This is a genomic window from Rhizobium ecuadorense (genome assembly GCF_001187535.1).
Classification (GTDB): domain Bacteria; phylum Pseudomonadota; class Alphaproteobacteria; order Rhizobiales; family Rhizobiaceae; genus Rhizobium; species Rhizobium ecuadorense.
Genome location: NZ_LFIO01000302.1, coordinates 1 through 24,683 on the forward strand (window position 1 = coordinate 1; position 24,683 = coordinate 24,683).

22 protein-coding genes are annotated in these 24,683 nt (G+C 62.0%); 11 read left to right on the top strand and 11 right to left on the bottom strand.

Going from position 1 to position 24,683, the window contains the following annotated elements; translation table 11 throughout:
* Positions 1-51: 51 nt before the first annotated feature.
* The gene (locus AF337_RS06645; protein WP_049731495.1) at positions 52-588 is read right to left on the bottom strand and encodes a carboxymuconolactone decarboxylase family protein; all 537 of its coding nucleotides are present in this window, start codon (positions 586-588) and stop codon (positions 52-54) included.
* An 88-nt stretch (positions 589-676) separates the two neighbouring features.
* Between AF337_RS06645 and AF337_RS06650 the strand changes: the two genes are divergently transcribed.
* Complete coding sequence (locus AF337_RS06650; RefSeq protein WP_049731496.1) at positions 677-1,150, top strand: cupin domain-containing protein; 474 nt, start codon at positions 677-679, stop codon at positions 1,148-1,150.
* A gap of 12 nt (positions 1,151-1,162) precedes the next feature.
* Here the strand turns inward: AF337_RS06650 and AF337_RS06655 are convergent, their stop codons facing one another.
* The 5 genes from AF337_RS06655 to AF337_RS06675 all read right to left on the bottom strand — a co-directional run bounded on the left by AF337_RS06655 (position 1,163) and on the right by AF337_RS06675 (position 7,141).
* Positions 1,163-2,272 carry a sn-glycerol-3-phosphate import ATP-binding protein UgpC gene (locus AF337_RS06655; protein WP_049731497.1) on the bottom strand — a complete coding sequence of 370 codons (1,110 nt, stop codon included), beginning with the start codon at positions 2,270-2,272 and terminating at the stop codon, positions 1,163-1,165.
* A 12-nt stretch (positions 2,273-2,284) separates the two neighbouring features.
* Positions 2,285-3,199: an ABC transporter permease subunit gene (locus tag AF337_RS06660; RefSeq protein WP_049731498.1), complete on the bottom strand. Its 915-nt coding sequence runs from the start codon at positions 3,197-3,199 to the stop codon at positions 2,285-2,287.
* Positions 3,200-3,209: 10 nt separating this feature from the next.
* The gene (locus AF337_RS06665; protein ID WP_012485023.1) at positions 3,210-4,094 is read right to left on the bottom strand and encodes a carbohydrate ABC transporter permease; all 885 of its coding nucleotides are present in this window, start codon (positions 4,092-4,094) and stop codon (positions 3,210-3,212) included.
* Positions 4,095-4,216: 122 nt separating this feature from the next.
* Positions 4,217-5,572, bottom strand: a complete 1,356-nt coding sequence (locus AF337_RS06670) for an extracellular solute-binding protein (protein ID WP_049731499.1) — start codon at positions 5,570-5,572, stop codon at positions 4,217-4,219.
* A 363-nt stretch (positions 5,573-5,935) separates the two neighbouring features.
* Positions 5,936-7,141, bottom strand: coding sequence for an ROK family transcriptional regulator (locus AF337_RS06675; protein ID WP_049731500.1), 1,206 nt, complete (start codon positions 7,139-7,141; stop codon positions 5,936-5,938).
* Positions 7,142-7,338: 197 nt separating this feature from the next.
* On the opposite strand from AF337_RS06675, the gene AF337_RS06680 reads away from it, so the two are divergent.
* The 6 genes from AF337_RS06680 to AF337_RS06705 all read left to right on the top strand — a co-directional run bounded on the left by AF337_RS06680 (position 7,339) and on the right by AF337_RS06705 (position 13,400).
* Positions 7,339-8,577 (top strand): extracellular solute-binding protein, encoded by a 1,239-nt coding sequence (locus tag AF337_RS06680; RefSeq protein WP_049731501.1) that lies wholly within the window; start codon positions 7,339-7,341, stop codon positions 8,575-8,577.
* Positions 8,578-8,648: 71 nt separating this feature from the next.
* The gene (locus AF337_RS06685) at positions 8,649-9,533 is read left to right on the top strand and encodes a carbohydrate ABC transporter permease (protein ID WP_049731502.1); all 885 of its coding nucleotides are present in this window, start codon (positions 8,649-8,651) and stop codon (positions 9,531-9,533) included.
* Complete coding sequence (locus AF337_RS06690; RefSeq protein ID WP_049731503.1) at positions 9,533-10,378, top strand: carbohydrate ABC transporter permease; 846 nt, start codon at positions 9,533-9,535, stop codon at positions 10,376-10,378. The genes AF337_RS06685 and AF337_RS06690 overlap by 1 nt, the downstream gene beginning before the upstream one ends.
* The gene (locus AF337_RS06695) at positions 10,375-11,397 is read left to right on the top strand and encodes an SIS domain-containing protein (protein ID WP_049731504.1); all 1,023 of its coding nucleotides are present in this window, start codon (positions 10,375-10,377) and stop codon (positions 11,395-11,397) included. The genes AF337_RS06690 and AF337_RS06695 overlap by 4 nt, the downstream gene beginning before the upstream one ends.
* A complete protein-coding gene (locus AF337_RS06700) occupies positions 11,398-12,324 on the top strand; it encodes a PfkB family carbohydrate kinase (protein WP_049731505.1) in 927 nt (308 codons plus the stop codon). It begins immediately after the preceding gene.
* Entirely contained in the window at positions 12,321-13,400 is a 1,080-nt protein-coding gene (locus AF337_RS06705) for an ABC transporter ATP-binding protein (RefSeq protein WP_049731506.1), read from the top strand. The genes AF337_RS06700 and AF337_RS06705 overlap by 4 nt, the downstream gene beginning before the upstream one ends.
* 26 nt (positions 13,401-13,426) lie before the next feature.
* On the opposite strand, the gene AF337_RS06710 is transcribed toward AF337_RS06705, so the two are convergent.
* From AF337_RS06710 to AF337_RS06730, 5 genes are all read right to left on the bottom strand, one after another.
* Positions 13,427-14,254, bottom strand: coding sequence for a glycoside hydrolase family 16 protein (locus AF337_RS06710; RefSeq protein WP_049731507.1), 828 nt, complete (start codon positions 14,252-14,254; stop codon positions 13,427-13,429).
* A 51-nt stretch (positions 14,255-14,305) separates the two neighbouring features.
* Positions 14,306-15,787, bottom strand: coding sequence for a lipopolysaccharide biosynthesis protein (locus tag AF337_RS06715; protein WP_049731508.1), 1,482 nt, complete (start codon positions 15,785-15,787; stop codon positions 14,306-14,308).
* Between the two features lie 82 nt (positions 15,788-15,869).
* The gene (locus tag AF337_RS06720) at positions 15,870-17,114 is read right to left on the bottom strand and encodes a glycosyltransferase family 4 protein (RefSeq protein WP_049731509.1); all 1,245 of its coding nucleotides are present in this window, start codon (positions 17,112-17,114) and stop codon (positions 15,870-15,872) included.
* Positions 17,111-18,457 (bottom strand): glycosyltransferase family 4 protein, encoded by a 1,347-nt coding sequence (locus tag AF337_RS06725; RefSeq protein WP_049731510.1) that lies wholly within the window; start codon positions 18,455-18,457, stop codon positions 17,111-17,113. The genes AF337_RS06720 and AF337_RS06725 overlap by 4 nt, the downstream gene beginning before the upstream one ends.
* Positions 18,457-19,194 (bottom strand): Crp/Fnr family transcriptional regulator, encoded by a 738-nt coding sequence (locus tag AF337_RS06730; RefSeq protein WP_049731511.1) that lies wholly within the window; start codon positions 19,192-19,194, stop codon positions 18,457-18,459. Before AF337_RS06730 ends, AF337_RS06725 begins: the two co-directional genes overlap by 1 nt.
* 473 nt (positions 19,195-19,667) lie before the next feature.
* On the opposite strand from AF337_RS06730, the gene AF337_RS06735 reads away from it, so the two are divergent.
* From AF337_RS06735 to AF337_RS06750, 4 genes are all read left to right on the top strand, one after another.
* Positions 19,668-20,369 carry a sugar transferase gene (locus tag AF337_RS06735; protein ID WP_049731512.1) on the top strand — a complete coding sequence of 234 codons (702 nt, stop codon included), beginning with the start codon at positions 19,668-19,670 and terminating at the stop codon, positions 20,367-20,369.
* A gap of 214 nt (positions 20,370-20,583) precedes the next feature.
* The gene (locus AF337_RS06740; RefSeq protein WP_244471200.1) at positions 20,584-22,257 is read left to right on the top strand and encodes a GumC family protein; all 1,674 of its coding nucleotides are present in this window, start codon (positions 20,584-20,586) and stop codon (positions 22,255-22,257) included.
* The gene (locus tag AF337_RS06745; RefSeq protein WP_049731514.1) at positions 22,254-23,216 is read left to right on the top strand and encodes a glycosyltransferase family 2 protein; all 963 of its coding nucleotides are present in this window, start codon (positions 22,254-22,256) and stop codon (positions 23,214-23,216) included. Before AF337_RS06740 ends, AF337_RS06745 begins: the two co-directional genes overlap by 4 nt.
* A gap of 4 nt (positions 23,217-23,220) precedes the next feature.
* Positions 23,221-24,600 carry a polysaccharide biosynthesis/export family protein gene (locus AF337_RS06750; RefSeq protein ID WP_049731515.1) on the top strand — a complete coding sequence of 460 codons (1,380 nt, stop codon included), beginning with the start codon at positions 23,221-23,223 and terminating at the stop codon, positions 24,598-24,600.
* Positions 24,601-24,683 lie beyond the last annotated feature (83 nt).

Below are 24,683 nucleotides of genomic sequence, written 5' to 3' on the forward strand. Positions count from 1 at the left end.
ATCCGACTCCGTTTGAGCCAACAGAATGCTTCAATCTAACCAGGAAAGGCTCTAGATCGGGTTTGCGCCTTCCGCAAAAGTTTCAAGCTCGGGGTCGAAATCGACCTCGACGACATTGTTGAAGACGGCGGTGGCCAGCATGATGCCGGCGAAAGCGACGAGATCGACCAGCGTCTTGGTCTCGTAGCGCTCCTTCAGCTTCGCCCAGAGCTCGGCGGGAACAGCGTTGGAATCGGTGACAACAGCCCTGCCGAAGGCATCGAGCAGCGCTTCCGTTTGAGAAAGCTCCAGCGCGTCCGGATCGAAACCCTTGTTGATCAGCGCCCGGCGAAAGAAGGTGATGGCGATCTTCGATTTCGCCGCCTTCGAGATCGCATGCGAGAAAATCCAGATCTCCCGGTCGCTGATGACGGGATCGAGCTCGGCCCGCAACGTGAACCATTCGGCGTAGATGCGATGGGCGGCGGGCGAATGCAGGAGAGTCCGCTTCATATTGGTCATGCGCCCGCGCAGCGTGACTTCCTCGTCATGTGCCGCCCGAACCTCTTGCGATGCGGTATCGTAATCGATCTGCGGGAGGTGGCTCATCGGGTGAAACGCTTTCCTTGAAGATAAATCCGCTTGGCCGCCGCGCGGCGCCTACCTAGATTGTTTACACCGAAGATGGAGGCAGCGCATGAGCGACGACCACGAGCATTCGCATATCGACTGGCGGGAACATGGCGTCAAGGTCATTCCCGGCAATTCGCTCGATGCGAACACCGCGCAGACGCCGGGCATGAACCGCGCCGCCGCGATCAACAATGCCCGCGCCGGCGCCGAGAAGATCTGGGCCGGCACGGTGACGATCCATGCCAACGCCAAGACCGGCGCCCATCATCACGGCGATCTCGAAAGCATCATCTATGTGGTCAAGGGCAAGGCCCGGATGCGCTGGGGCGAGCATCTGGAATTTACCGCCGAGGCCGGCCCCGGCGATTTCATCTATGTCCCGCCCTATGTGCCGCATCAGGAGATCAATGCCAGTCGCGACGAGACGCTGGAATGCGTGCTCGTCCGCTCAGGCCAGGAACCTGTTGTCGTCAACCTCGATATCGAGCCTGTGGAGAAGCCGGAAGATGTGCCCTGGATCGACCCGATCCATCGCTGATGCCAACGCCCGTCAGGCGTGAACCGCATCCGCCCCGCTCGTGGCCGGCTTCTCGATGATCCGGCCGGTATCGGCGGCATAAAGGTGGATCGCATTGTGATCGATCGCGATGCCGATCAGGTCGCCCGACTTCACGGTCACGGCCTCGGTCAGCGCCACGGCGAAGGGCAGCCCGTCGAAATCGGCATGAACGACACGGCTCGCGCCGAGTTCCTCGATGAAGTCGGCCGTTGCAACCAGGGCGCCGGGCGCATCCGGCGCCACCAGCCGGGCGGCTTCGGCGCGCATGCCGAGCACGACCCGTTTGCCTTTCAGGCTCGCAGCGCGCTCGCGCGGCAAAGCGATCTTGCGGCTCTGGTCGTAGACGAAGACGCCCTCGTCGTTGATCGTGCCTTCGAGCAGGTTCATTGCCGGCGTGCCGACGAAGCCGGCGACGAAACGCGACACCGGATGATGATAGACCTCCTCAGGCGTGCCGACCTGCTCCACCCTGCCGCCGTTCATCACTACCAGCCGGTCGGCCAGCGTCATCGCCTCGGTCTGGTCATGCGTGACGAAGATCGAGGTGGCCCCGAGACGGCGGTGCAGGCGGCGGATTTCGGCGCGCATGGCGATGCGCAGCTTGGCGTCGAGGTTCGACAGCGGCTCGTCGAAGAGGAACACCTTCGGTTCGCGGATCATCGCGCGGCCCATGGCGACGCGCTGGCGCTGGCCGCCGGAAAGGGCGGCGGGCCGGCGGTCGAGGAAGGGTTCGAGGCTGAGCGCCTTGGCAACCTCGGCGACGCGGCGCTCACGCTCCGCCTTCGCGACCCTCGCCACCTTCAAGGCATAACCGATATTCTCGGCGACCGTCATGTGCGGATAGAGCGCATAGTTCTGGAACACCATGGCGCAGCCGCGCTCGCGCGGCTCCAGTTGGTTGACGACACGTCCGTCGATGGCGATTTCGCCGCCGCTGATTTCCTCGAGGCCGGCGATCATGCGCAGCAGCGTGGATTTGCCGCAGCCGGACGGACCGAGGATGACGATAAATTCGCCGGTCTGGATCTCCAGGTCGACGCCGTGAACGACGGGAGTCTTGCCGTAGCTCTTTTTCACATCACGGATTGAGATCGGTGCCACAGGACTGCTCCTTCACTTCTCGGTAGAGATAAGGCCACGCACGAACCAGCGCTGCATCAGGATGACGAGCACCAGCGGCGGCGACATGATGATAAGTGTACCTGCCATGGCGACGTTCCAGTCGGGCAGGCCAAATTCGGACGGGATGAGGGTCTTGAGCTGCGTCACCGCAATGCCGAAATTCGGATCGGTGGTGATCAGCAATGGCCAGAGATACTGGTTCCAGGCCCAGACGAACATGATGGTGAACAGCGCGATCATGTTTGGCCGCGACAGCGGCACCAGAATGTCCCAGAAAAACCGGACCGGACCCGACCCGTCCATCTTCGAGGCCTCGGCAAGCTCGTCGGGAACGGTCAGGTAAAACTGGCGGTAAAGGAAGGTACCGGTCGCGGTGGCGACGAGCGGCGCCACGAGACCGGTATAGGAATTCAACAGACCCCATTCGAGCTTGATCTGGATGCCGGACACCCAGGCGACCAGCGCAGTGATTCCGGTGATATCGAGGATCGTCTGGAAAGGCTGCAGCGCGTTGGCGGCAATCGAATAAGTCGGCACGATGCGCACTTCCAGCGGCAGCATCAGCGTGATGAAGATGATCCAGAAGATCAGATGTCGGCCGCGGAAGCGAAAGTAGACGATCGAGAAGGCCGCCATGGCCGAAAGGATGACCTTGCCGGCGCCGACCGCTGTGGCGAAGATGATGCTGTGGATCAGCTTGTTGCCGAGATCGGCGCGGGTCCAGGCAGCCTGTGCATTTTCCCAGAAATGCGAACTCGGGGTCAGCGGCAGCGGCACGCGGTTGACCGTCTCCAGATCGAGCGTCGATGCGATGATGACGATGACGAAAGGCAGAAGCGCGATCACCATGCCGAGCGCGAGAATGGTGTAGCAGATAAAGTTGAATATCGGCGTGCGTTCGATCATGTCCGCGACCTCACTTGTAGTGCACGCGCCGCTCGATGAAGCGGAACTGGAAGATGGTGAGCAGGACGACGAGCGCCATCAGGATGATCGACTGGGCGGCGGCGCCCGAATAATCGAGCCCCCTGAAGCCGTCGAAATAGATCTTGTAGACCATGAGTTCGGTCGCCCGCGCCGGTCCGCCCTGCGTCATGACGTCGACGATGCCGAAAGAATCCTGGAAGCTTTCGGTGATGTTGATGACGAGCAGGAAAAACAAGGTCGGCGTCAGCAGCGGCAACTGGAGATCCCACATGCGGCGCAGCGGCCCGGAGCCGTCCATGGCCGCGGCCTCGATCAGCGAACGCGGAATGCCCTGGAGAGCCGAAAGGAAGAAGATGAAATTATAGCCGATATATTTCCAGGAAAAAGCAATGATGACGGCGATCATCGCATCCTTGCCGTCGAGCGCCGGATTCCACAGACCCGGCCAGACATGGTTGATGACGGAGAGAAGGCCGGCCTCCGGCGCCAGGATGAAGCGGAAGGCGAGTCCGAGAGCGGGCGCGGCAATCGCGTAAGGCCAGATGAAGACCGAACGGTAGATTTTGTGGCCGCGCAGTTCACGATCCGTCAAAAGCGCCAGGATGAGCGCCATCCCCATGGCGATGGCGGTCGAGCTGAAGCCGAAGATCATGCTGCGGGTGATCGACTCCCAATAGATCGGATCGCTGAGCAACTGCTTGAAATTGTCGAAACCGACCCAGGCATTGCCGCCGCCCCATGGCTGCTCGAGCGTGAAGGCCCAATAGAGCGCCTGCGCACTCGGCCAGTAGAAGAAGACGAAGATCAGCAGCAGCATCGGAAAGGCGAAGAGCAGTCCGATCGTCGTCGAGGAGAAAGTGACGCGCTTTTCCATGAGTGGTCGTTTTCGCCATAGTTAGGCGCGGCGGCAGTTCGCATCCGCGACTGATTAAGAGAGCTTACAAAGACGCACCCGGCGCGCGCGCAAGGCGGCCGGGTGCGGCTCATATCAGCCGATCAGGGGAGCTGAACGTTCTTGTAGGTCTGCTGGAAGCGGCGCAGCAGCTGGTTGCCGCGTTCGGCAGCGCCGTCGAGCGAAGCCTGGACGTCGGCATTGTTGACGAAAATCGCCTGCAGGCCGTTGGCGAGCTCGGTGCGGACCTGCAGCAGGCCGCCGAGGCGGATGCCGTGCGGCGCCGTGTCGTCGGCGGGCGATGTGGTCAGGCTCTGGATGGCGAGTTCGCGGCCGGCGTACGGTGCCTTGTCGTAGAAGCCCTGCTTCTTCAGGTACTCGAAGCCGGAGTTGCGAACCGGGATGTAGCCGGTCACGGTCGACCAGGTGAGGGCTTCTTCCGGCTTGGCGATGAAGTTGAAGAAGGCAGCGGCAGCCTTGTATTCGGCGTCGGTGTGGCCTTTCAGAACCCAGAGCGACGCGCCGCCGACATAGGAGCTGTGGCGGGTTGCATTGCCATAGGTCGGGAGCATCGCAACGCCCCAGTTCATGCCCTGCTTGGCGGTGCGGCCGATATTGCCGTGGTCGCCGACCGAGGTCAGGATGACCTGGCAATCGCCGGCGGCGAAGGCTTCGACGAAGGTCTGGCCGACGGCCTTGTTCTTGATGAAGGCCAGTTTGTTGTCGTACCAGGACTTGAGGTCCTTGATGTAGCTGACGAGCAGCGGGTTCTTGTTGTAGGTCAGCTCGGCGTCGAGGCCTTCAAAGCCGTTCTTCTTCGTCGCGATCGCCTCGCCGTTGACGGCTTCGAACTGCTCGATGTACTGCCAGACTTCGTTGCTGGAGATGTCGAAGGCGAGCGGGCAGGCATAACCTGCATCCTTCAGAGCCTTGAAATCTTCGCCGGCTTCCTGCCAGGTGGCCGGAGCATGGTCCTTGCCGATCTTGGCGAAGGCATCCTTGTTCCAGTAGAGCAGCGCGGTCGAGGAGTTGAAGGGGAAGGAATACATCTCGCCCTTCGATGTCGCATAATAGTTTGCGATGCCGGAGAAATAATCCTTCCAGTCGACGGTGTAGCCCATGTCGGTCATCAGCTGGTTGGCCGGGTAGTAGGCGCCGGAAAGCATGATGTCGAGCGTGCCGGCGTCGGAGACCTGAGCGATGGTCGGCTGCTTGCCGGCGCGGAAGGCTGCGATCGTGTTCTGCAGGGAAGCGTCGTAGCTGCCCTGGCTGGTGCAGACGACTTCGTAATCGGCCTGCGACTGGTTGAACCGATCGCACTGTTCCTGGACACGCTTTGCGATGTCGCCGGAATTGCCGAACCAGAAGTCAATCTTGGTCTTATCGGCGGCGGCAGCGGGACCGGCAAGAAACGCTGTAGCGAGAAGGGCGCCAACGGCGCCGAGAAGCTTGGATTGCATGAGAACCTCGAACGTAAAAGGGACGCGCACTTTCGGCGCACGCCCTATTAGCTGGTCCATATTGCCGCGGCCAATGAATATTACATGACATGAAACGATCGAAATCGTGCCGTCACAAAACCTTCATTCGGATGTTATTTGCCGCAGCCGAGGCTATATTTAGAGAAGCCCCGCCAGCCTCCCCAGCGCACTGCCGAACAATCTTATTTGTATGCGAATAATCAGGATTTTCAAGGGTTTTCAATATTTGCCTATATTGCGATGCAGCATCGCTATTGGCGAATACTCGCGCATGAAAACTTGCAAATTCGGCTATCTCTTTGCCCTTGCACTGCTGTGCAACGCCTGGTTTCAGCCCTGGGATTAGAGGAAATCCTTTAAAATTGCGGCAAAGCGGGGATCGAATGCACGGCTGATCGGTCCGGCGGCGGCGCCGATCGCCACCGACCAGGGATCGGCCATGCCGGGCTGCAGGCGCGGCAGCATTCGGCCGGGTCGTTCAGCGATTGAGGGCAGCAACGGGCCGATGGCCGCTATCAACCTGTTCACCAGCGCTTCCGGCGCACTGCCGCAGAGGATCACGGTCTCCGGATCGAAGACCGTTTCGATGAGATGGATGCTCCAGCGCAGGTCTGCTGCCGCCGCTTCGACCCAGGTTTCGATGCTTTGATCACCCCTTGAGGCAAGATCGTTGATGCGTGCATGCAGGCCGGGATCGGCGGGATCGGCCGAGAGATGCTGATAGAGCGAGGCGAGTGAAGCGCGATGTTCGAGCGGCGTCGATTTGCCGTCGGCAAACAGCAGCGCCATGCCGATCTCGCCGGCATTACCGTTGGCGCCACAGTAGAGCTCACCGTTCAGAATGAGGCCGGCGCCGATGCCGTAGCCGACGAAGAGGCAGACGGCATGGTCGAGACCATGGGCGGCTCCGACCATGCGCTCGGCGGTCGCCGCCGCCGCCGCATCGTTCTGCAGGCCGACATCGAGCCCGGTGCCGGCGGTCAGTGTGTCCAGCAGCGGAAACTTCTGCCAGGCTTCCATCATCCACGGATCGTCGCCGCTGCCGGCGACCCCGAAGGGTCCCGGCATGGCGGCACCGAGGCCGACCAGCCGCTTTTCCGACTGCTGGACGATGCCGGCCAGCCTGGAACGCACATCGGCGACGAGATCGAGGATGACCTTTGTGCCCGTCGACGGGCCGCCTGGCGGAAGGCCGGCTTCTGCGCGCACGAGAACACTGCCGATGAGATCGACGGCAACCGCCCGCGTCACATGCCGGTCGATCTGCAGGCCGATCGCGAAGGCGCCTTCGGGCACCAGCCGGTAGGGCGTCGAGGGCTGCCCCCTGCCCTTGCGCACCGGCTCCTGCGAACAGACGAGCCCATCACGCTCGAGTTCCTCGATGATATTGGATACCGTCTGCTTGGTCAGCCACGTCGCCCGCGCCAGATCGGCCCGTGAAAGCTGACCATTGACCCTCAAGGCGTCGATCATCACACGCCGGTTGTGCGCGCTGGTGCCTTCGTGGTTGGTGCCGCTCTTGGCCCGGATCGGCCTGACGTCATTCATGTGCAATTGCCTCTTGACTCCAGTAGAATGTTCAAGAAGTAATAAGTCAAGACAATTGACTTAATAAGGGACCGGAGAGTTCCAGGGAACGCAGGATGCCGACAACGGCTCCGACGACGCTCCGAGACGATTTCTCGAACACCGGTGGCGGAGGGCCGCCCTCGGCAATGCGTAAATGTCAAAAACTGGAGGCTGCAATGCTGAAATCCTTTACCAAGACGCTTCTGGGTGCGGCTTTGATCGGCGCATCTCTTGTACCGCACGCTTTCGCCGAGACGACGCTGAACGCGCTTTTCATGGCGCAGGCCGCTTACAGCGAGGCCGATGTGCGCGCCATGACCGATGCCTTCGCCAAGGCGAACCCCGAGATCAAGGTCAATCTCGAATTCGTTCCCTACGAGGGCCTGCACGACAAGACCGTGCTGGCGCAGGGTTCCGGCGGCGGTTACGACGTCGTCCTCTTCGACGTCATCTGGCCGGCCGAATATGCCACCAACAAGGTGCTGGTCGACGTCTCCTCCCGTATCACCGAGGAGATGAAGAAAGGCGTGCTGCCGGGCGCCTGGACCACGGTGCAGTATGACGGCAAATATTACGGCATGCCGTGGATCCTCGATACCAAATACCTGTTCTACAACAAGGAAATCCTCGAAAAGGCCGGCATCAACGCGCCGCCGAAGACCTGGGACGAACTGACCGAGCAGGCAAAGACGATCAAGGACAAGGGTCTGCTCGCCACCCCGATCGCCTGGAGCTGGTCGCAGGCCGAAGCGGCGATCTGCGACTACACCACGCTCGTCAGCGCCTATGGCGGCGATTTCCTCAAGGATGGCAAGCCGGCCTTCCAGAGCGGCGGCGGTCTCGACGCTCTGAAATACATGGTCTCCAGCTATTCCTCCGGCCTGACCAATCCGAACTCCAAGGAGTTCCTGGAAGAGGACGTCCGCAAAGTCTTCGAAAACGGCGATGCCGCCTTCGCGCTCAACTGGACCTACATGTACAACATGGCCAACGACCCGAAGGACAGCAAGGTCGCGGGCAAGGTCGGCGTCGTGCCGGCGCCGGGTGTCGCCGGCAAGAGCGAGGCTTCGGCCGTCAACGGCTCGATGGGCCTCGGCATCACCTCCGCCAGTAAACATCCTGACGAGGCCTGGAAATACATCACCTTCATGACCTCACAGGCGACGCAGAATACCTATGCCAAGCTCAGCCTGCCGATCTGGGCCTCCTCCTACGCGGACCCGGCTGTTACCACGGGCCAGGAAGAGCTGATCTCCGCCGCCAAGGTCGGCCTCGCCGCCATGTATCCGCGCCCAACAACGCCGAAATATCAGGAGCTTTCGACCGCGCTGCAGCAGGCGATCCAGGAATCGCTGCTCGGCCAGTCCACGCCTGAGGACGCGCTGAAGTCGGCGGCCGATAATAGCGGCCTCTGAAGCCGGCACGAACTCCGGGCGGCGCCTGTCGCCGCCCCCTCCAAACCTATGAATGAAGAAGGGTCGCCTCGATGTCGGGCACATGGCTGACAACCCGCGCGTGGCTTTTGATGTTGCCGCTTCTCATGGTCATGATCTCGGTCATCGGCTGGCCTCTGATCGATACCGTCGGCCTCTCCTTCACCGACGCCAAGCTCGTCGGCACGGAAGGCAGCTTCGTCGGCATCGACAATTATGTGAAGATGCTCTCCGGCTCGAATTTCCAGCGCACGCTGATCACCACCGCATGGTTCGCCGTCGTCTCGGTCGCCGCCGAAATGGTGATCGGCGTTCTGGCCGCCCTGCTGCTGAACCAGCAATTTCGCGGCCGCACTGCGCTGCGCGCCCTGATGATCCTGCCCTGGGCGCTGCCGACCGTCGTCAACGCCACGCTGTGGCGGCTGATCTACAATCCGGAATACGGCGCACTGAACGCCGCCCTGACGCAGCTCGGTCTGCTCGACGCCTACCGCTCCTGGCTCGGCGAGCCGGGCACGGCGCTGGCCGCCCTCATTGTCGCCGACTGCTGGAAGAACTTCCCGCTGGTGGCGCTGATCGCGCTCGCCGCACTCCAGGCCGTGCCGCGCGATATCACCGCCGCCTCGCTCGTCGACGGCGCCGGCGCTTTCGCCCGCTTCCGCTTCGTCATCCTGCCCTATCTCGCTGGGCCGCTGATGGTGGCGCTGGTACTGCGCACGATCGAGGCCTTCAAGGTGTTCGACATCATCTGGGTCATGACCCGCGGCGGCCCGGCCAACAGCACGCGCACGCTGTCGATCCTCGTCTATCAGGAGGCCTTCTCCTTCCAGCGGGCGGGCTCCGGCGCATCGCTGGCTCTGATCGTCACCCTGCTGGTGACCCTGCTTGCCGCCGGCTATGCCGCCCTGGTGCGCAAGACCGCCGGGAGTGCGACCTGATGGAACGCCAAAATCCGCTCTTCTCAGCCTTCATCTATGTCTGCGCGCTGCTGCTTGCCGCCGTCATCCTGGCGCCGATCCTGTGGCTGTTCATCATGAGCATCTCGCCGGCCGCCGATCTTGCCGCAAAGCCGCTGCGCTGGTGGCCGCAGACGGCGGATTTCTCCCGTTACGCCCTGCTGCTTTCGACACTGGAGAACAGCGCCGGCGCCGCCTTCACCTCATCGCTGCGCAACAGCATCGAGGTGGCGGGCATGGCGACGATCGCCGCCATCGCGCTCGCAATCCCAGCCGGCTGGGCCGTGTCGCGCACACCTTCGGTGGGCTGGTCGCTGTCGATGGTGATCGCCACCTATATGCTGCCGCCGGTGGCGCTCGCCGTGCCGCTCTATATGGGGCTCTCTCATCTCGGCATGCTCAACACCGTCTTCGGCCTTGCCTTGGTCTATCTGACGATCCTCGCCCCCTTCACCACATGGCTGATGAAATCCGGCTTCGATTCCATCCCGCGCGAAATCGAATCCGCCGCGATGATCGACGGCGCCGGCCTGTTCCAGACGCTCCGGATCATCACGCTGCCGCTCGCCGCCCCCGTGGTGGCGACATCGAGCCTCTTTGCATTCCTGCTTGCCTGGGACGAATTCTTCTATGCGCTGCTCTTCACCTCGGACCAGCGCGCCAAAACGCTCACCGTCGCCATTGCTGATCTCGCCGGCGGCCGCGTTTCCGATTACGGATTGATCGCCACGGCAGGCGTGCTCGCCGCCCTGCCCCCGGTGCTGATCGGTCTCGTCATGCAACGCGCCCTGATTTCAGGGCTGACCAGCGGCGGCGTCAAGGGATGACGATGACAACAGAAAGAATCCGGCCGGCCGGGCTTGCGGCGATCGACCGCGAGATGGCCCGTCAGCACACCGATGCGCTCGCCTCCTATGAAGCCGTCGCACCGATGGCAGAAAGAACCGCCGCCTCGCTTGAGAAAACCAGCCGGCTGCTCCTGCTCGGCATGGGCGGCTCGCATGCGGTCAACCGCGCCGTCGAGCCGCTCTACCGGGGCCTCGGCATCGATGCCGTCGCCTTGCCGCTGTCCGAACAGCTCGGCCAGCCGCTGCCGATCACCGACAGGACGGTCTTCGTTACCTCGCAATCCGGCGAGAGCGCCGAGGTCCTGCGCTGGTTCGGAGAGACCGGCGGCACGGCGGAAACCTTCGGCCTGACACTGGAAGCCAGCTCCTTCCTCGCCAGAACCGCCCCGTCGCTGGTCGGTAGCGGCGGCACCGAGTTTGCCTTCGCCGCCACCCGCAGCCTGACGGTGACCTTCGCCCTGCATCTGGCAATTCTTTCCGCCCTCGGCGAAGATCCCGCCACCGCACTTGCCGTGCTCAGGACGCCCGAAGACCATGACATCGCCGCTGCCCTCGCTGCCCTCGAAAACGTCGCGACCGTCGTCACCTCAGGTCGCCGCCTGCAGGGTGTTGCCGAGGCTTTGGCTCTCGGGCTGACGGAGCTGTCGCGCCGGCCCTGCTTTTCTCTCGAAGGCGGCCAGCTGCGCCATGGGCCGATGGAGATGCTGGGACCGGAGATCGGCCTCGTGCTGTTCCGCGGCCTGGACGAGACATCAGGCCTCGTCACCGCAATGGCGGTATCCGCCGTCGAGACCGGCGCCCCTGTCGTCCTCTTCGACGCATCGGCCGAAACCCCGGTCGCCGGGGCGGTGACGATCCGCTTTGCCCCTGCAACCGGCCTCGCGGCAATCTTCGCCATGCTGCCGGTTGCCCAGCGGCTGATGATCGCCTTTGCCGACGCCCGCGTCGACAATGCCGGAACGCCGGTCCGTTCCACCAAGATTACCCGGAGTGAATGAATGCGGCCGCTTGCAGTCATCGGCAACGTCAATGTCGACCTCATCCTCGGACCGGCCGCGCCGTGGCCGAAGGCCGGAACGGAAATCATCGTCGATCATGACGAGCTCCGTGTCGGCGGAGCAGCCGGCAACAGCGCGCTCGCCTGGCAGGCGCTCGGCATCGAATTCGAGATCGCCGCCAATATCGGCAGCGATCAGTTCGGCCGCTGGCTCGCCGAAGCCTTCGGGCATCGCGCCGAGAAGTGGCCGGTCCGCCCGGAGAGAACGACGCTCTCCGTCGGCATCACCCATCCGGATGGCGAGCGTACCTTCTTCACGACGACCGGCCACCTGCCGCGCTTCAGCCTCGCCGACGTCTTCGCCGTTATCGACGGCGAAAGGCTGCGCGGCGGCTACGCGCTCCTCTGCGGCGGCTTTCTCACCGACGACCTGGCGAGCGAATATGACGCCTTCTTCGACTGGGCCGACAGCCACGACATCACCGTCGCGCTCGATACCGGCTGGCCGCTCGACGGCTGGACCGAAGAAAATTGCGCGGCCGCCCGCGCCTGGCTTTCGCGCAGCGGCATCGCCCTGCTGAACGAGGTCGAGACGACGACGCTTGCCGGCATCAACGATCCGATCGAGGCCGCCCGCGAGATCAGGTCGCATATGCCGGAAGGCGGGATCGTCGTCGTCAAGCGCGGCCCGGACGGCGCCATCGCCATCGGGCCGGATGGCCTGCCGGCGTCGGTGGCCGCGCCCGTCGTCAAGGTCGTCGACACGATCGGCGCCGGCGATGTCTTCAACGCCGGCTTCCTGGCAGCATTGGCAGATGGCAAACCGCTGGCTTCCTGCCTGGCGGCGGGGACGCAGGTTGCCTCGCGTGCCATCTCCACCCTTCCCCGCAGCTACGGTCCGTCATCCCCACAGGAGACCGTGCGATGAGCGCGCTCGACATCCAAAACATCCGCAAGACCTATGGCGAGGTCGAGACGCTGAAAGGCATCGACATCTCGCTGGAAAGCGGAGAGTTCCTCGTGCTGCTCGGCTCGTCGGGCTGCGGCAAGTCCACGCTGCTCAACATCATTGCCGGCCTTGCCGAGGCGACGAGCGGCGACGTCAGGATCGGCGGGCGCTCGGTGCTCGGCGTACATCCGAAGGACCGCGACATCGCCATGGTCTTTCAATCCTATGCGCTCTATCCCAATCTGACGGTGCACAGGAACATCGGCTTCGGCCTGGAAATGCGCAAGGTGCCGGCGGGCGAGCGTGACAGGGCCGTGCGCGATGCCGCAAAGCTCCTGCAGATCGAAAACCTCCTAGACCGCAAGCCGAGCCAGCTTTCCGGCGGCCAGCGCCAGCGCGTCGCGATCGGCCGCGCGCTGGTGCGCAAGCCGGAGGTGTTCCTCTTCGACGAGCCGCTTTCCAATCTCGACGCCAAGCTGCGCATGGAGATGCGCACCGAGATCAAGCGGCTGCACCAGATGCTGAAGACGACGGTGGTCTATGTGACCCATGACCAGATCGAGGCGATGACGCTGGCAAGCCGCATCGCCGTCATGCGCGACGGCCGCATCGAGCAGCTCGGCACGCCCGAGGAGATCTACAACCATCCGGCAACGCTCTATGTCGCCACCTTCGTCGGCGCCCCGCCGATGAACCTGCTGAAAGCGACAGTGCGTGACGGCCGGCTGGCGCTTTCAGGCTCCGATGCCACTCTGCCCCTGCCCGCCCGTTTCCGCGATGCGGCCGGCAACGGCCGCGATCTCGTCCTCGGCATCCGTCCCGAGGCGCTTCGCACTGACGGCGCCGGCCTATCGATCGAGGCAACCGCGGAGGTCGCGGAACTGACCGGCCCTGAACTGGTCGTCACCGCCCTTGCCGGAAATCAGCGGCTGATGGCCTGCCTGCCGCCGCGCACGCCGATCGGCGACAACGAAAAACTGACCCTCTTCTTCGACGAGGAAGCGATGCATCTCTTCGACCCGGAAACGGGTCTCAGCTGCCTCCGCGCACAATAGACCGGTCGGACGCCGTGAACTGTCGTTCAATTTGCCGCGTCGGCAGGCTTTCGCTTGTACACATGGATATAATCGACGAGCAGAATGGAAGGGTTCGGCGTTTCATCGATCGGCCATCCCGAGCCGAGCGCCAGATTGACCAGTGGATAAAACGGCATGTGAAACTCCTTCGGGGTGTCGAAGCTCCAGAGGTACTGGCGATCCAGATAGAAGGTCGTCTTGTCAGCCTGGATATCGACGCCGTAGGTATGATACTCGCTGTTTAGAATTCCGTTCTCGACCGTTTTCCAATAGCCGCCGGTCGAGTTCTGGCCGCCTTGGCTCTGACGCCAGACATGAAAACCCATGCTGAATTCGTAGGGCGCGCGTCCGTAATATTCCAGCACGTCGATTTCGGCGGTGTATTTCGACCGGTCGAGCCCGATCAGCCAGAATGCCGGCCAGACGCCCTTGCCCGGCGGCAGCTTCATTCGTGCTTCGAAATAGCCGAACTGCTGCGAGAAACCTTCGCCCTTCGGGTTCACCGACGACAGCAAACCCGAGCGCCAGGTGCCATCGGCCTCCTTGCGCGCTTCGATTTTCAGAATTCCCTGATCGGTGGTAAACGGAAAGCCGGGAGCCGGGTCGGTGAAACGGGCATCACCGAAATCGCCGTTCCAGGGCGTATGGGCGATCCAGCGGGAGCTTTTCTCTCCCCAGGCCGAAACGTCGAGATTGTCGAAACTCTCCTCGAATGTCAGCTGATATGCATCGATATTGAGCGGTTCCTGGGCCACGCTGGGCCGGCCGGGCAACGCCCCCAGACCGAGAACGACGAGCAGGCCGAGCCCTTTGGCAGATATCCCGTAACGCATTGTTACTCCTTTAAAAACGCCGAACCAATCATTGCGCTGCACTTTTCCCGATCATGAAGTAAGAACCCCGTTTCGTCGCGGCATGAGCCTTTGAACGACGATCGTTTCGATACCATCAGGCCTTCCGACCATCTGCCACAGCAGCAAGGCGACAACCCAGAAAATGCCCGCTGCCGCCCCGCCGCAAAGCGCGACACAGGCGATAAGGGTGACACCGACGGGCATGGCGACGAGCATCGGCTCCATCCAGAGCAGGAAGGCGATCATCGGCAGGCTCGCGGCCAGCGGCCGGCAAAAGGAATTCAATTGCGCGGCAAAACTCGCGCCGATCAGCCGCCGCGTAATGACGAGCGACGCGCCGTAGGCGACGAGGACTGCCACGATCCGCGCGCCGAGCGCCCCTGCCACCTGAAAATAGGCGATGCCCAGAATGGTGACCGGCACCCTGACGGCGAACTCGACAAACATCCTGAGAGCGACATAACGGGTATTGTTCATGACCATGGCCAATGGCGGCATCATGTTCGTGGGAAGACCGAGCAGGCTGACAAGGCACAGCCATTGCAGGATCGGCGCGGACGATGCCCATTTCTCGCCGACGAGAATACGCACGGTCGGCTCGGCGAGAAGGGCAAGCGCGATGAGAACGGGGGCCGCGACGAAGGTGATCGCATTCGTCGCCTTCAGATAGGCGGCGATCAGGTTGCGGCGGTCTTCGACCGTGGAGAAGGCCGCCATCAGCGGGCGCAGCAACGGCCCGACAAAGGTCTGATACGGAATAGCCGCGATATTGTCGGCGACGCTGAAGGCGCCGAACGTCGATAAGCCCGTAAAACGCGGCAGAAGCAGCCGGTCCAGCTGCCAATTGATCGAACTCAGCACCTGCGACACGGTATTCCAGCTGATCATGTCCTGAAAATGCTTCCATTCGGAAAGGCTGAACGTCGGTCGCATCGGCGCAAAGACATAGGAGGTGATCATCGCCGCCGTCGGGCCGGCGACCGCTCCGATCGCCAGCCCCCAATAGCTGCCTGTTGCCACAGCCACACCCACGCCGAACAGCAATGTCGATCCCTTGGCGATGAGATCGAGCGCGAACTCGCGTTTGAAATCGAACCGCTGCATGAAAAGAACCATGCGCGGACTGACCATGCTGCGCATGGCAGGCGCGATCGACAGAACGGCGACAAGGGCGAAAAGCCGAGAATCGTCGTAGATCAGCGCCATTGGCCAGGAGATGAGCATCATCAGCAGGCTGATGGCCAGTCCTCTCAGCAGGCTGAGAGTGAAGGCCGTGGCGAACATCTCGTCCGAAGGCGACGATTGGCGCATCAGCGCCTGCGTCAACGGCAGGTCCAGGATCGCCTCGACGATGACCAGAACCGACGTCGCAATGGCGACCAGGCCGAAATCCGCAGGGCTCAACAGCCTTGCCAGGACAAGAAGGCTGACGAAATCGAGCATCCGCGCCAGGAATTTTCCACTGATGGTCCAGATGCTCGCCGTCGCCGTCCTCTGAGATACGCTTGACATGATCTGTCTATCTATTCCTCGTCGAGGGGTTGAGACGGCTTTGGGCGGGCGCAGCAAAGCGGGCTGCTCCGTTCCTTTCCCTTCAACCCGGCCGTCTTCCGAAGACGCCGGCAGATCCGTCTCCATGGCTGGACAGCTGTTGTCCGATGAGGCCGGACAGCCGATCGCGGAATACGGTGGAGGAGAATTTCAGCGAGTGCGCACGGATGGCATGCGGATCGATATCGTCCTCAACCTCTTCGAATGCTGCCATCGTTTCCAAAAGGGCTTCAGTCGTCTGCTCAGCAAAGCGAAAGCCGACCTGCGGCGCGGACACGGTTTCCCGGGCGCCGCCGGCGTCGAAAGCGAGCACTGGCCGCCCTGACGCCATCGCTTCCACCGGCAGGATGCCGAAATCCTCCGTGCCCGGAAACAACAGCGCTCGGCATCGCGACAAGTGGTCGCGCAGCACGTTGAAGGGCTGATGGCCGAGAAACTCAACCGTCGGTCCGGCGATCGACTTCAGATAAGGGAGTTGTTCGCCTTCGCCGATCACGACCAGTTTCCGGCCGGCCTCGGTGCAGGCGCGCACAGCAATATCCGGCCGCTTGTAGGTGGTGAGCTGTCCCGCATAGAGGTAGAATTCGCCTTTCCCCTTGCCCACCGCAAAATCGTCGATCGCAACCGGCGGATGGATCACGACGGACTCCCGGTCGTAGAAGCGGCGGATGCGGCTTGCGACATAGTCGGAGTTGGCGACGAACACATCGACGCGCGAGGACGTCGTCACGTCCCAGGCGCGCAGTATGGGCGCGGTAAGCGACATCAAGGCGCGTCCCACCCAGGGCAGGCCATGGCGATAGACATGGAACTGATCCCAGATGTAGCGCATCGGCGAATGGCAGTAGCAGACATGGAGAGCGTCGGCGCGCGTGATGATGCCTTTGGCGGGGCCGGATTCGCTCGACAGCACCAGGTCGTAATCCTGCAGATCGAACTGCTCGAGCGCGAAGGGCATCAGCGGCAGCATCTTAGTATAGTGCCGTTGGGCGCCGGGGATCTTCTGCAGGAAGGACGTGCGGATGTTCCGCGTCTTCAGAAAATCGCTGATGCGATCCCGGTTGCAGACGAGGGTGAAGATGTCGGCCTGCGGAAACATGCGGCACAGCTCTTCGACAACCTTCTCACCGCCGCGCATCGAAACGAGCCAGTAATGCACGATGGCGACACGAAGTTGCCCGGTCTCTTTTGTGCTTCCGGCCTCCGCAGCGCGTCTTTTCGCCATGACGGGCGCATCGGCAAGAAATGCCCTCGCGTCGGGAAGAGAGGTCGTTGCTTTAAGGGTCAACTGAATACTCCTTGTATCGTTGCACCGTCTGCCGGCTCGGAAACCGCATTCGTCGAAATCAGGCTTTGGTATTCGGCAAGAAGCGCATCGCGCCATTCCTCATGCGTCGAGGCGAGGTCCGGCGACAGCCGGAAAGCCCGCTCGCTCATGGCGCGAACCTCTTGCGCGGGCATTTGACTGAAGCGCCTCAAACTATTGGCAAAGGCGTTTTCATCGGCCGTATCGCAGGCAAGTGCCATGCCGGCTCTTTCCATTTCCTCGGCGAGAAAGGCGCTACGCGACATGATGACGGGCAGACCGCTCCTGGCCGCTTCGATAGCGACGAGACCGAACGGCTCGGGATAGCGCGAGGGCATCAACAGCGCGCGCGCCTTGCGGATGATCGGGCCGATCTCCGCATGCGACTGCCAGCCGACGGCCCTGACGTGATCTCCTGACGCTGCGATCCGCGGCATCAGCGGCCCGTCCCCGATCACGCAGAGCCTGACGCCGGCTTTGCGCGTGGCGGCGACGGCGTCCTCAACGCCCTTCTCTTCGTCCAGCCGTCCGATGAACACGAACTCGTCGTTGGTCTCCGCTTCGATGCGCTTGATGGAGAGGGGAGCGACGGGATTGCGGATCGTCGTCAGCCGTTCAGGCCGATAGCCGGCGCCGACGAGAAAGCTCGCCATCTTCTCGTGCAGCAGGATGATACGGCCGAAATCGGCCTGGCCCTTCAAGAGCCGGAGGATATTCGAGCCACGGGCGACCCGCCACAACTTGTGCGAATAACTTCTCTTGTCGCAAGCCGTCGCAATGCAGCCTCCGCCGAGCGGGCGCCGCAGGCAGATTTCCTGCGCCTGATAGTCGAAGAAGGCGCCATTGGGGCAGGCCGTGAAGAAATCATGCGCGTGAACCACGCATCGTCCGGCGACCGGCGCCAGCGCCCTGAAAATCGCGGGAGACAGGATCTGGTGCCAGCCATGCACATGGTAGACGGTGTTGGCGGTATCCTTTTCGGCAATCCAGTTCGCCACCATGCGGGCGGCGGCACCGTTGTGAATGCCGGTGACGAACGCCTTCGCACGCTCGGCGCTGAGCAGGTCGCGACTGTTCAGCCCGACCATCGAGACCCCGAGTGCGGCAAGCTCCGCATTGGCGGCGTCATCCCCGCAAATATAGGTCACGGGAATGCCGAGCCCGTGGAAAAGCTTGGCAGACAGCACCGCCAGGCCCGTCGCGCCGCCTCTGGCCACCGAATAGTCGTCGATGACGACTACGCGGTCGATCTTTGCCGTGCGGAGGCCGGGAAAGCGGCCGACACTTGCGGTGGATCGGATCCCCTCGGAAAGCGACGCGCGCATTACTTCACCGAAACCGCGCCGTTGGCACAGGCCTCCAGCGCATTGCGGTTGAGAATGCGGATCTTGCCCTGCCCCCCGTCGATAATCCTGCCTTCACGCAGGCGCCGAAGGCATTGATTGACCTTCTCGCGCGACGCCGGCAGCGTCGCGGCCAGGTCATTTTGCGAGATGATCAGTTCGTCCCCGCTGTTTGCCGGGTCTTTTCCATAAACAGCCGAAAGCCGCAGCAGCGTGCTGGCCAGCCTCGACTGCAGGCTCGACGCCGCATTCGCGATGATCCGGAGTTCGAGCTCCGAAATACGCGCCAGCGCCCTGGAAAAGACCTTTTCGCGGAAAGAGGGATCGCTCGCATACATGTCGCGCAGCAGCCGACCTTCGAAGAAATGCAGCTCGCAGTTGGAACCGGCCCGATATTCGAGGCTCAGCGTCTGCCTGCGCAGAACCTCGAGCTCGCCGATCAGACCTGATTTCGGGATGATCTCGACAATGAATTCCCTGCCGTCGGGCAGCATGGTGCTTGCGCTGACCACCCCCGAATGCACGCGCGCGAACATATCGTTCAGGACGCCGGCCCCGGCAATGACCTCGCCGCGCCGGAAACGCCGAACGCTCGACCGACAGGAAAGAAATTCATCGTCGAGCACTATGCGGCTGCCGAGATGAATACCGCCGCTGGCCGATACCGCCGCCTTGCCGAGGCCGGCCCGGCGATCCGATGCGTGTGTCACCCCGTCCATGCGCATAACTCCAATACTCGAATAACGATTAAGCATGCTGCACTGCATCATCTATATTGGCTTAATACTCAAGTCAAATAACATCACAGATAGATAGCGTAAAAATTGAGATTACATTTAGATCAAGAAGAAAAAATACATCGCTCATCGCAATCAAAACATCGATATGCCCGAATAATGATCATGTTTTTGCATATATCTGCCTATTAAAAAGCCTCACAAGTCAAAAAACAGCAATAACCCAAATTTGGATATCCAGAAATGTAAATGAGTCTTCATAGATTAATCACCAAAGGTGGGTTAGATTCTTATTTAGAATGAAAATAAATCGATCGAGCTACAAACGGAATTCTCTTCTGCCGTTTTAGTAGCATAAAGAATTTATTAAGGATTATGACTTTGGTAACAGACAACCAGAGTGCGGCGCAGCAAACTTTGAACGGTTCTTAATCGGAAAGTTTTGGAGACCCCCGATGGCATGGGAAGCACATAGTTTCGAGGCATGGTCGCGTGTCGGACGGTCTGCGAAAAGCGGCGACATCCATGCGTCTCAGCCTCGTGCAGCAGCCAGATCATCCAAGCGCGCGCTCGACCTTCTGTTGGCGATCACCGCCCTGATCCTGCTTTCCCCGCTTCTGCTGCTCGTCGCAATGATCGTGAAAATCTCAGACCGCGGCCCGGTCTTCTATTCCCATACGCGCATCGGCTTCGGCGGAGCGCCATTCGGATGCCTCAAATTTCGCACGATGAAGACCGATGCGAGCGCTCAGCTGGCCGAATTGCTGCAGAACAGCCCGGCTGCGCGCAGCGAATGGGAAGCGACGCACAAGCTGAAGGATGATCCGAGGATCACGGCCGTCGGCGATATCCTCAGGCGGTCGAGCCTCGACGAGCTCCCCCAGCTGTTCAATGTCCTGCGTGGCGAAATGAGCCTCGTCGGCCCCCGGCCGATCACCGCCGAGGAATTGCCGCGCTACGGCGAGCATATTTGGGCCTACATGGCCGTCCGTCCTGGACTGACCGGTCACTGGCAGACCAGCGGGCGCAACGATGTCAGCTACGAGCACCGGGTTTCGCTCGACGTTCACTACCTCAACAACTGGTCGTTCGGCCGGGACTTGATCATCATCGCCAAGACCATCCCCGCTCTGTTTTCGCAGCGTGGCTCGTACTGAGCATTCAAATGGGAGAGCTGTCGATCCTGCCCGAAGTCGGAAGATACACGGCTCTCCCCGTCCCCTCCAGGCTGCCAGTACCTCGTTACTCCGTAATCTCGCCATTTTGGACTAGGACGACATGACCTCAAGCACGATCTTCAGCGGTGTTTCCCCATTATCCCTGCCTGCCGCCGCAGCCGCTGGCGGGAACTCGCCGCTGACCCTGCGGGACATGCTCTTTTTTCTCAGAATGCGCTGGCTATGGATCGTGGCCACGACCTTTGCCTTTGTTGCAATGGCCGGCAGCTACCTTCTCACCGCCGAGCCGACTTACGTTGCCAGCACGCAACTTGTGATCTTCCCCCAGGTGAACAGCTCCGAGGCTCAGAGAGCCTTCGCGGAAGACGCGTTCATAGAAGGGCAGCTGGAGATTGCCCGATCGAGCGATGTCATCGGCGGGACAGTAAGAGCGCTCGATCTTGATAGCGATCCCGACTTTGTCGATTGGAAACCTTCGCTGCTCGACAAGGCGAAGGACTGGCTTCTGGGAATTTCTGCTCAAGTGGATACGGCGCAGGACGCGGCAGGCATGCGAACGAGTGAAACGCCGCCCAGACCCCGGACGGAGGAGGAACAGCTCCACGACCTGGCAATCGCCACGCTGCAGAGCATGATGGACATACGCCGGATCGGGAGTTCGACGATCATCGAGATATCAGCTGCAGCGTCGAGCCCTCAGAAGGCCGTCGCCATCGCCGATACGCTCGCCAGGCAATATATCCAGAAGAATATCGCAATGAAGGCCGATGCTTCCCGACAATACAGCGACTGGCTGGAAAAATTCATCAGGGAGCAGCAGCGCGGGCTGGCCGATGCCTCCAGCGCCTTGAACACATTCAACAGCAATCCGCGCGACCAGTTCAAGCTTGCGGAGCTGCAGAGCGCGACGGATGCCCGCCGCACCCTTTATGAAAGCACGCTGACCCAGCTTACCGAAGCCAAACAGCGCATAACCTACCCCGTCTCCGACGCCACGATCGTCTCGCGGGCCACGCTGCCTCTTTCGAAGGCGAGGCCGCGCAGCACTCTCATCATCATCTTTGCCGGGGCGGTTGGCCTCGGCGTCGGCCTGGCGCTCGCCATGATAAGGCACGCCAGCGACCGCCGGATCGTCCGTCCTCAGCAGATCACGGATGCCGGCGGAGTGTCCATCGTCACCTTGCTGGCAAGATCGAAGGAGGATCGGAACGGGCATACTGCTCGCTTCCTCGCTGCCGGCACGGGCAGCGGTGAGACCGCCGGCTATCCTGTCCTTCCCGGCATGGCGGAATTGAGCGCAACCATCGTCGGCCTTCGGCGCAAACGCCGCGTCGCCATCGGGATAGTCGCCGTCGATCCCGGCAGCGGGGCATCGACCATTGCATGCGAACTGGCGGTGCTGTCGTCGATGTCAGGCGCGCACACGCTGCTGATCGATGCGGCTGCGCAGAAATCCTCGCTCAGCAAATCGATCGCGCCCCATACGTCCACAGGTCTCGTCGATGTTCTCGACAATGGCGAACTGATCCAGACGGCGGCGCTGCCCCTCACCCCAACCCTGAAATTCCTTCCGCTCGGCAAGGTGGAAGCAGTGACGCCGGCCGTTCGCCTCAGTTCCCGCCGCACGCAGTTGAGCTTCGCAGACCTGAAAAAGGAGTTCGACGCCATATTCGTCGATATTTCCGCATTCTCGACTTCCCCTGACGCCAATGCGATCGCGCCGGAGCTGGATGGCGTCCTCGTGGTCACCTCGCATGGGCACACCTCGATCGACGATACCGTGCGCGTCATCGACACCATGCGCAATGTCGGCGCCGAGATCGTCGGCGCGATCATCAACCATGCACCGAAGAGAATAGAGTCATGATCTCACCTTCGGCAGGAGCGACAAGACAGGACCGTCCATTGCGGATCGCCTTGGGGATCGCCTCGGCGGGGCGCCCCTCGATACTGCGGGAGACGATCGATTACCTCACCGGCCTGCCGGACCAGGCGGAACGGCTCATCGTCTGCGTGCCTGTTATCGAGGATGCCGCCGGGCTCGCCGGCCGCCGCGATGTGGAAGTCATCGTCGGCAGCCGCGGCCTGACCGCCCAGCGCAACAGGATCATCCAGTCCGCAGCGGCTGATACGGACGTTCTGATCTTCCTGGATGACGACTTCATTCCCGCCGCGACCTTCCTGGCGCGCATGGCAGCCGTCTTTGCAGCAAAGCCGGAGGTGGCAATCGCCACTGGCGAGGTGCTGGCCGATGGCGTCCTCGACGGGGGCCTCAGCATGCCGAAGGCCCTGGAGGTTCTCGCTACGGCAGGCGAAGCCGCCGAGCATGTGGCGGATATCTACAACGCCTATGGATGCAATATGGCGGTTCGCCTTGCGCCCGTTATCGAGCACGCCCTGGCCTTCGACGAGCAGCTGCCGCTTTACGGCTGGCTCGAGGATGTCGATTTCAGCAGGTCCATCGCCCGCCACGGCCGGTCCGTGCACGTCGAAGGCGCCTGCGGCGTACATCTCGGCGTCAGATCCGGACGCCAGCCCGGCCGGAGGCTCGGCTATTCACAGGTCGCCAATCCTGTCTACCTGATCCGCAAGGGCACGATGTCGAAAGGCCGTGCAATCGCGCAGATTGGCCGCAACATCCTGGCAAATATGTCGGGCGCCCTGTTGAAGGACCGCCTGATCGACCGGTGGGGCCGTTTGAACGGCAATTTGCTGGCGCTATCCGACCTTCTTGTCGGCCGTGCCTCTCCGTCCCGCATTCTCGAATTCGGCACTCCGTCGCCGCGCGAGATGCCTTCCCCGTCGATCGCAACGAAACGGAGATAGACCAATGCAGCCTACATCCTTGTTCGATCGCCTCGTCTCCGCGGCACTCGCCTTGCTGGCATTCTGCTGCCTGACCGGCTGGAGCGTCGCCCACGCGCAAACATTCACTCTCGTGCCGGAAGACAAGGTCAGGCTGCGCGTCGTCGAATGGCGGTCGTCGGATTCGCGCTATGCCAGCTGGGAGGCTCTCGACGGCGTTTATACCATTGATGATGCCGGCAATCTGTCGATCCCGATCGCTGGCCACCTGCAGGCGAATGGAAAGACGACCGAGCAGCTTGCCGATGCCATTGCCGCCGCGCTGGCCGAAAAGTCCGCACTTCCGGGCAAGCCGTATATCGCCCTGGAGATTGCCGAGCATGCACCGATTTTCGTCACCGGAACCGTGCAGACTCCCGGCCGCTATGCTTTTGAACCCAACATGACGGTGATGAAGGCCGTCAGCATCGCCGGCGGCTTCCTCAGGGAACGCGAAGACAATACCTATTTCGAGCGCGACCGGATCCAGGCTGCCGGCGCCTACCGAACGGCCGCCCTCAACCGGCGCGATCTGTTGATGCGGCAGGCGCGGCTGCGTGCCGAGATCGCCGGCGAGCAGAGTTTCGAAATCCCCGCCGAACTCCTGGGAACACCCGACGTGGACAAGCTGAAGGACCAGGAGCTGAACCTGATGCGGCTGCGGCGCGTCGACATCGCCAGCCAGATCGAAGCGGCGAACGACCTCACCCGCCTCTATGGCCAGCAGGCCGAGTCGCTGGAGGCCAAGATCAGTTCACAAAAACGGCAGATCGAACTTGCCCAGAAGGAACTGGACAATGTCAACAGCCTGGTGAGCAAGGGCCTGGTCAGCAATTCGCGCCAGGTCTCGGTCGACCGCTGGGTGGCCGATGCGCAAGGCACCCTGATCGATCTCGAAGTCGCCCTGACCACGGCACGCCAGGGCCTCAGCGAAGCCGACCGTTCCAAGATCAACATCGTCAACCGGCAGAACAGCGAAAACCAGGAGCTGCTGAACCAGGTCAATCTCGCGATCGGCAGGGCGGCGATCGACATCCAGGTGGCCCAGCTTCTGGGCGAACAGGCCGGCTACGATGCCCAACTCGCCCAGATCAACACGGACGCGCCGGGTCTCGGCAGGGCGCAGAAGAATTACAGGATCGTGCGCCGCAACGACGACGGGACCTCCCGCAGCATCGTGGCGGACGAGCAGACCGCATTGCTGCCGCACGATCTCGTCGAGGTCGGTTTGGACACGAACCTTCAGACGCCAGCTTCGCCGCCGCAGGCCGCACCGCAGACACAGAGTTCGACGGTTCCGTCCTCCGATGTGGCCGGGGACAATCGCCCGGCTCCCGGCTGGGTCTCCCAGGCGGGATCGAATTAGGAGACGATTGTGATCATCAAGGCCTTGCCCATCCCACCGGAAGGTGGATGCCGCTCTTCGGCAAAAGCGATGCTTCCGCCGCT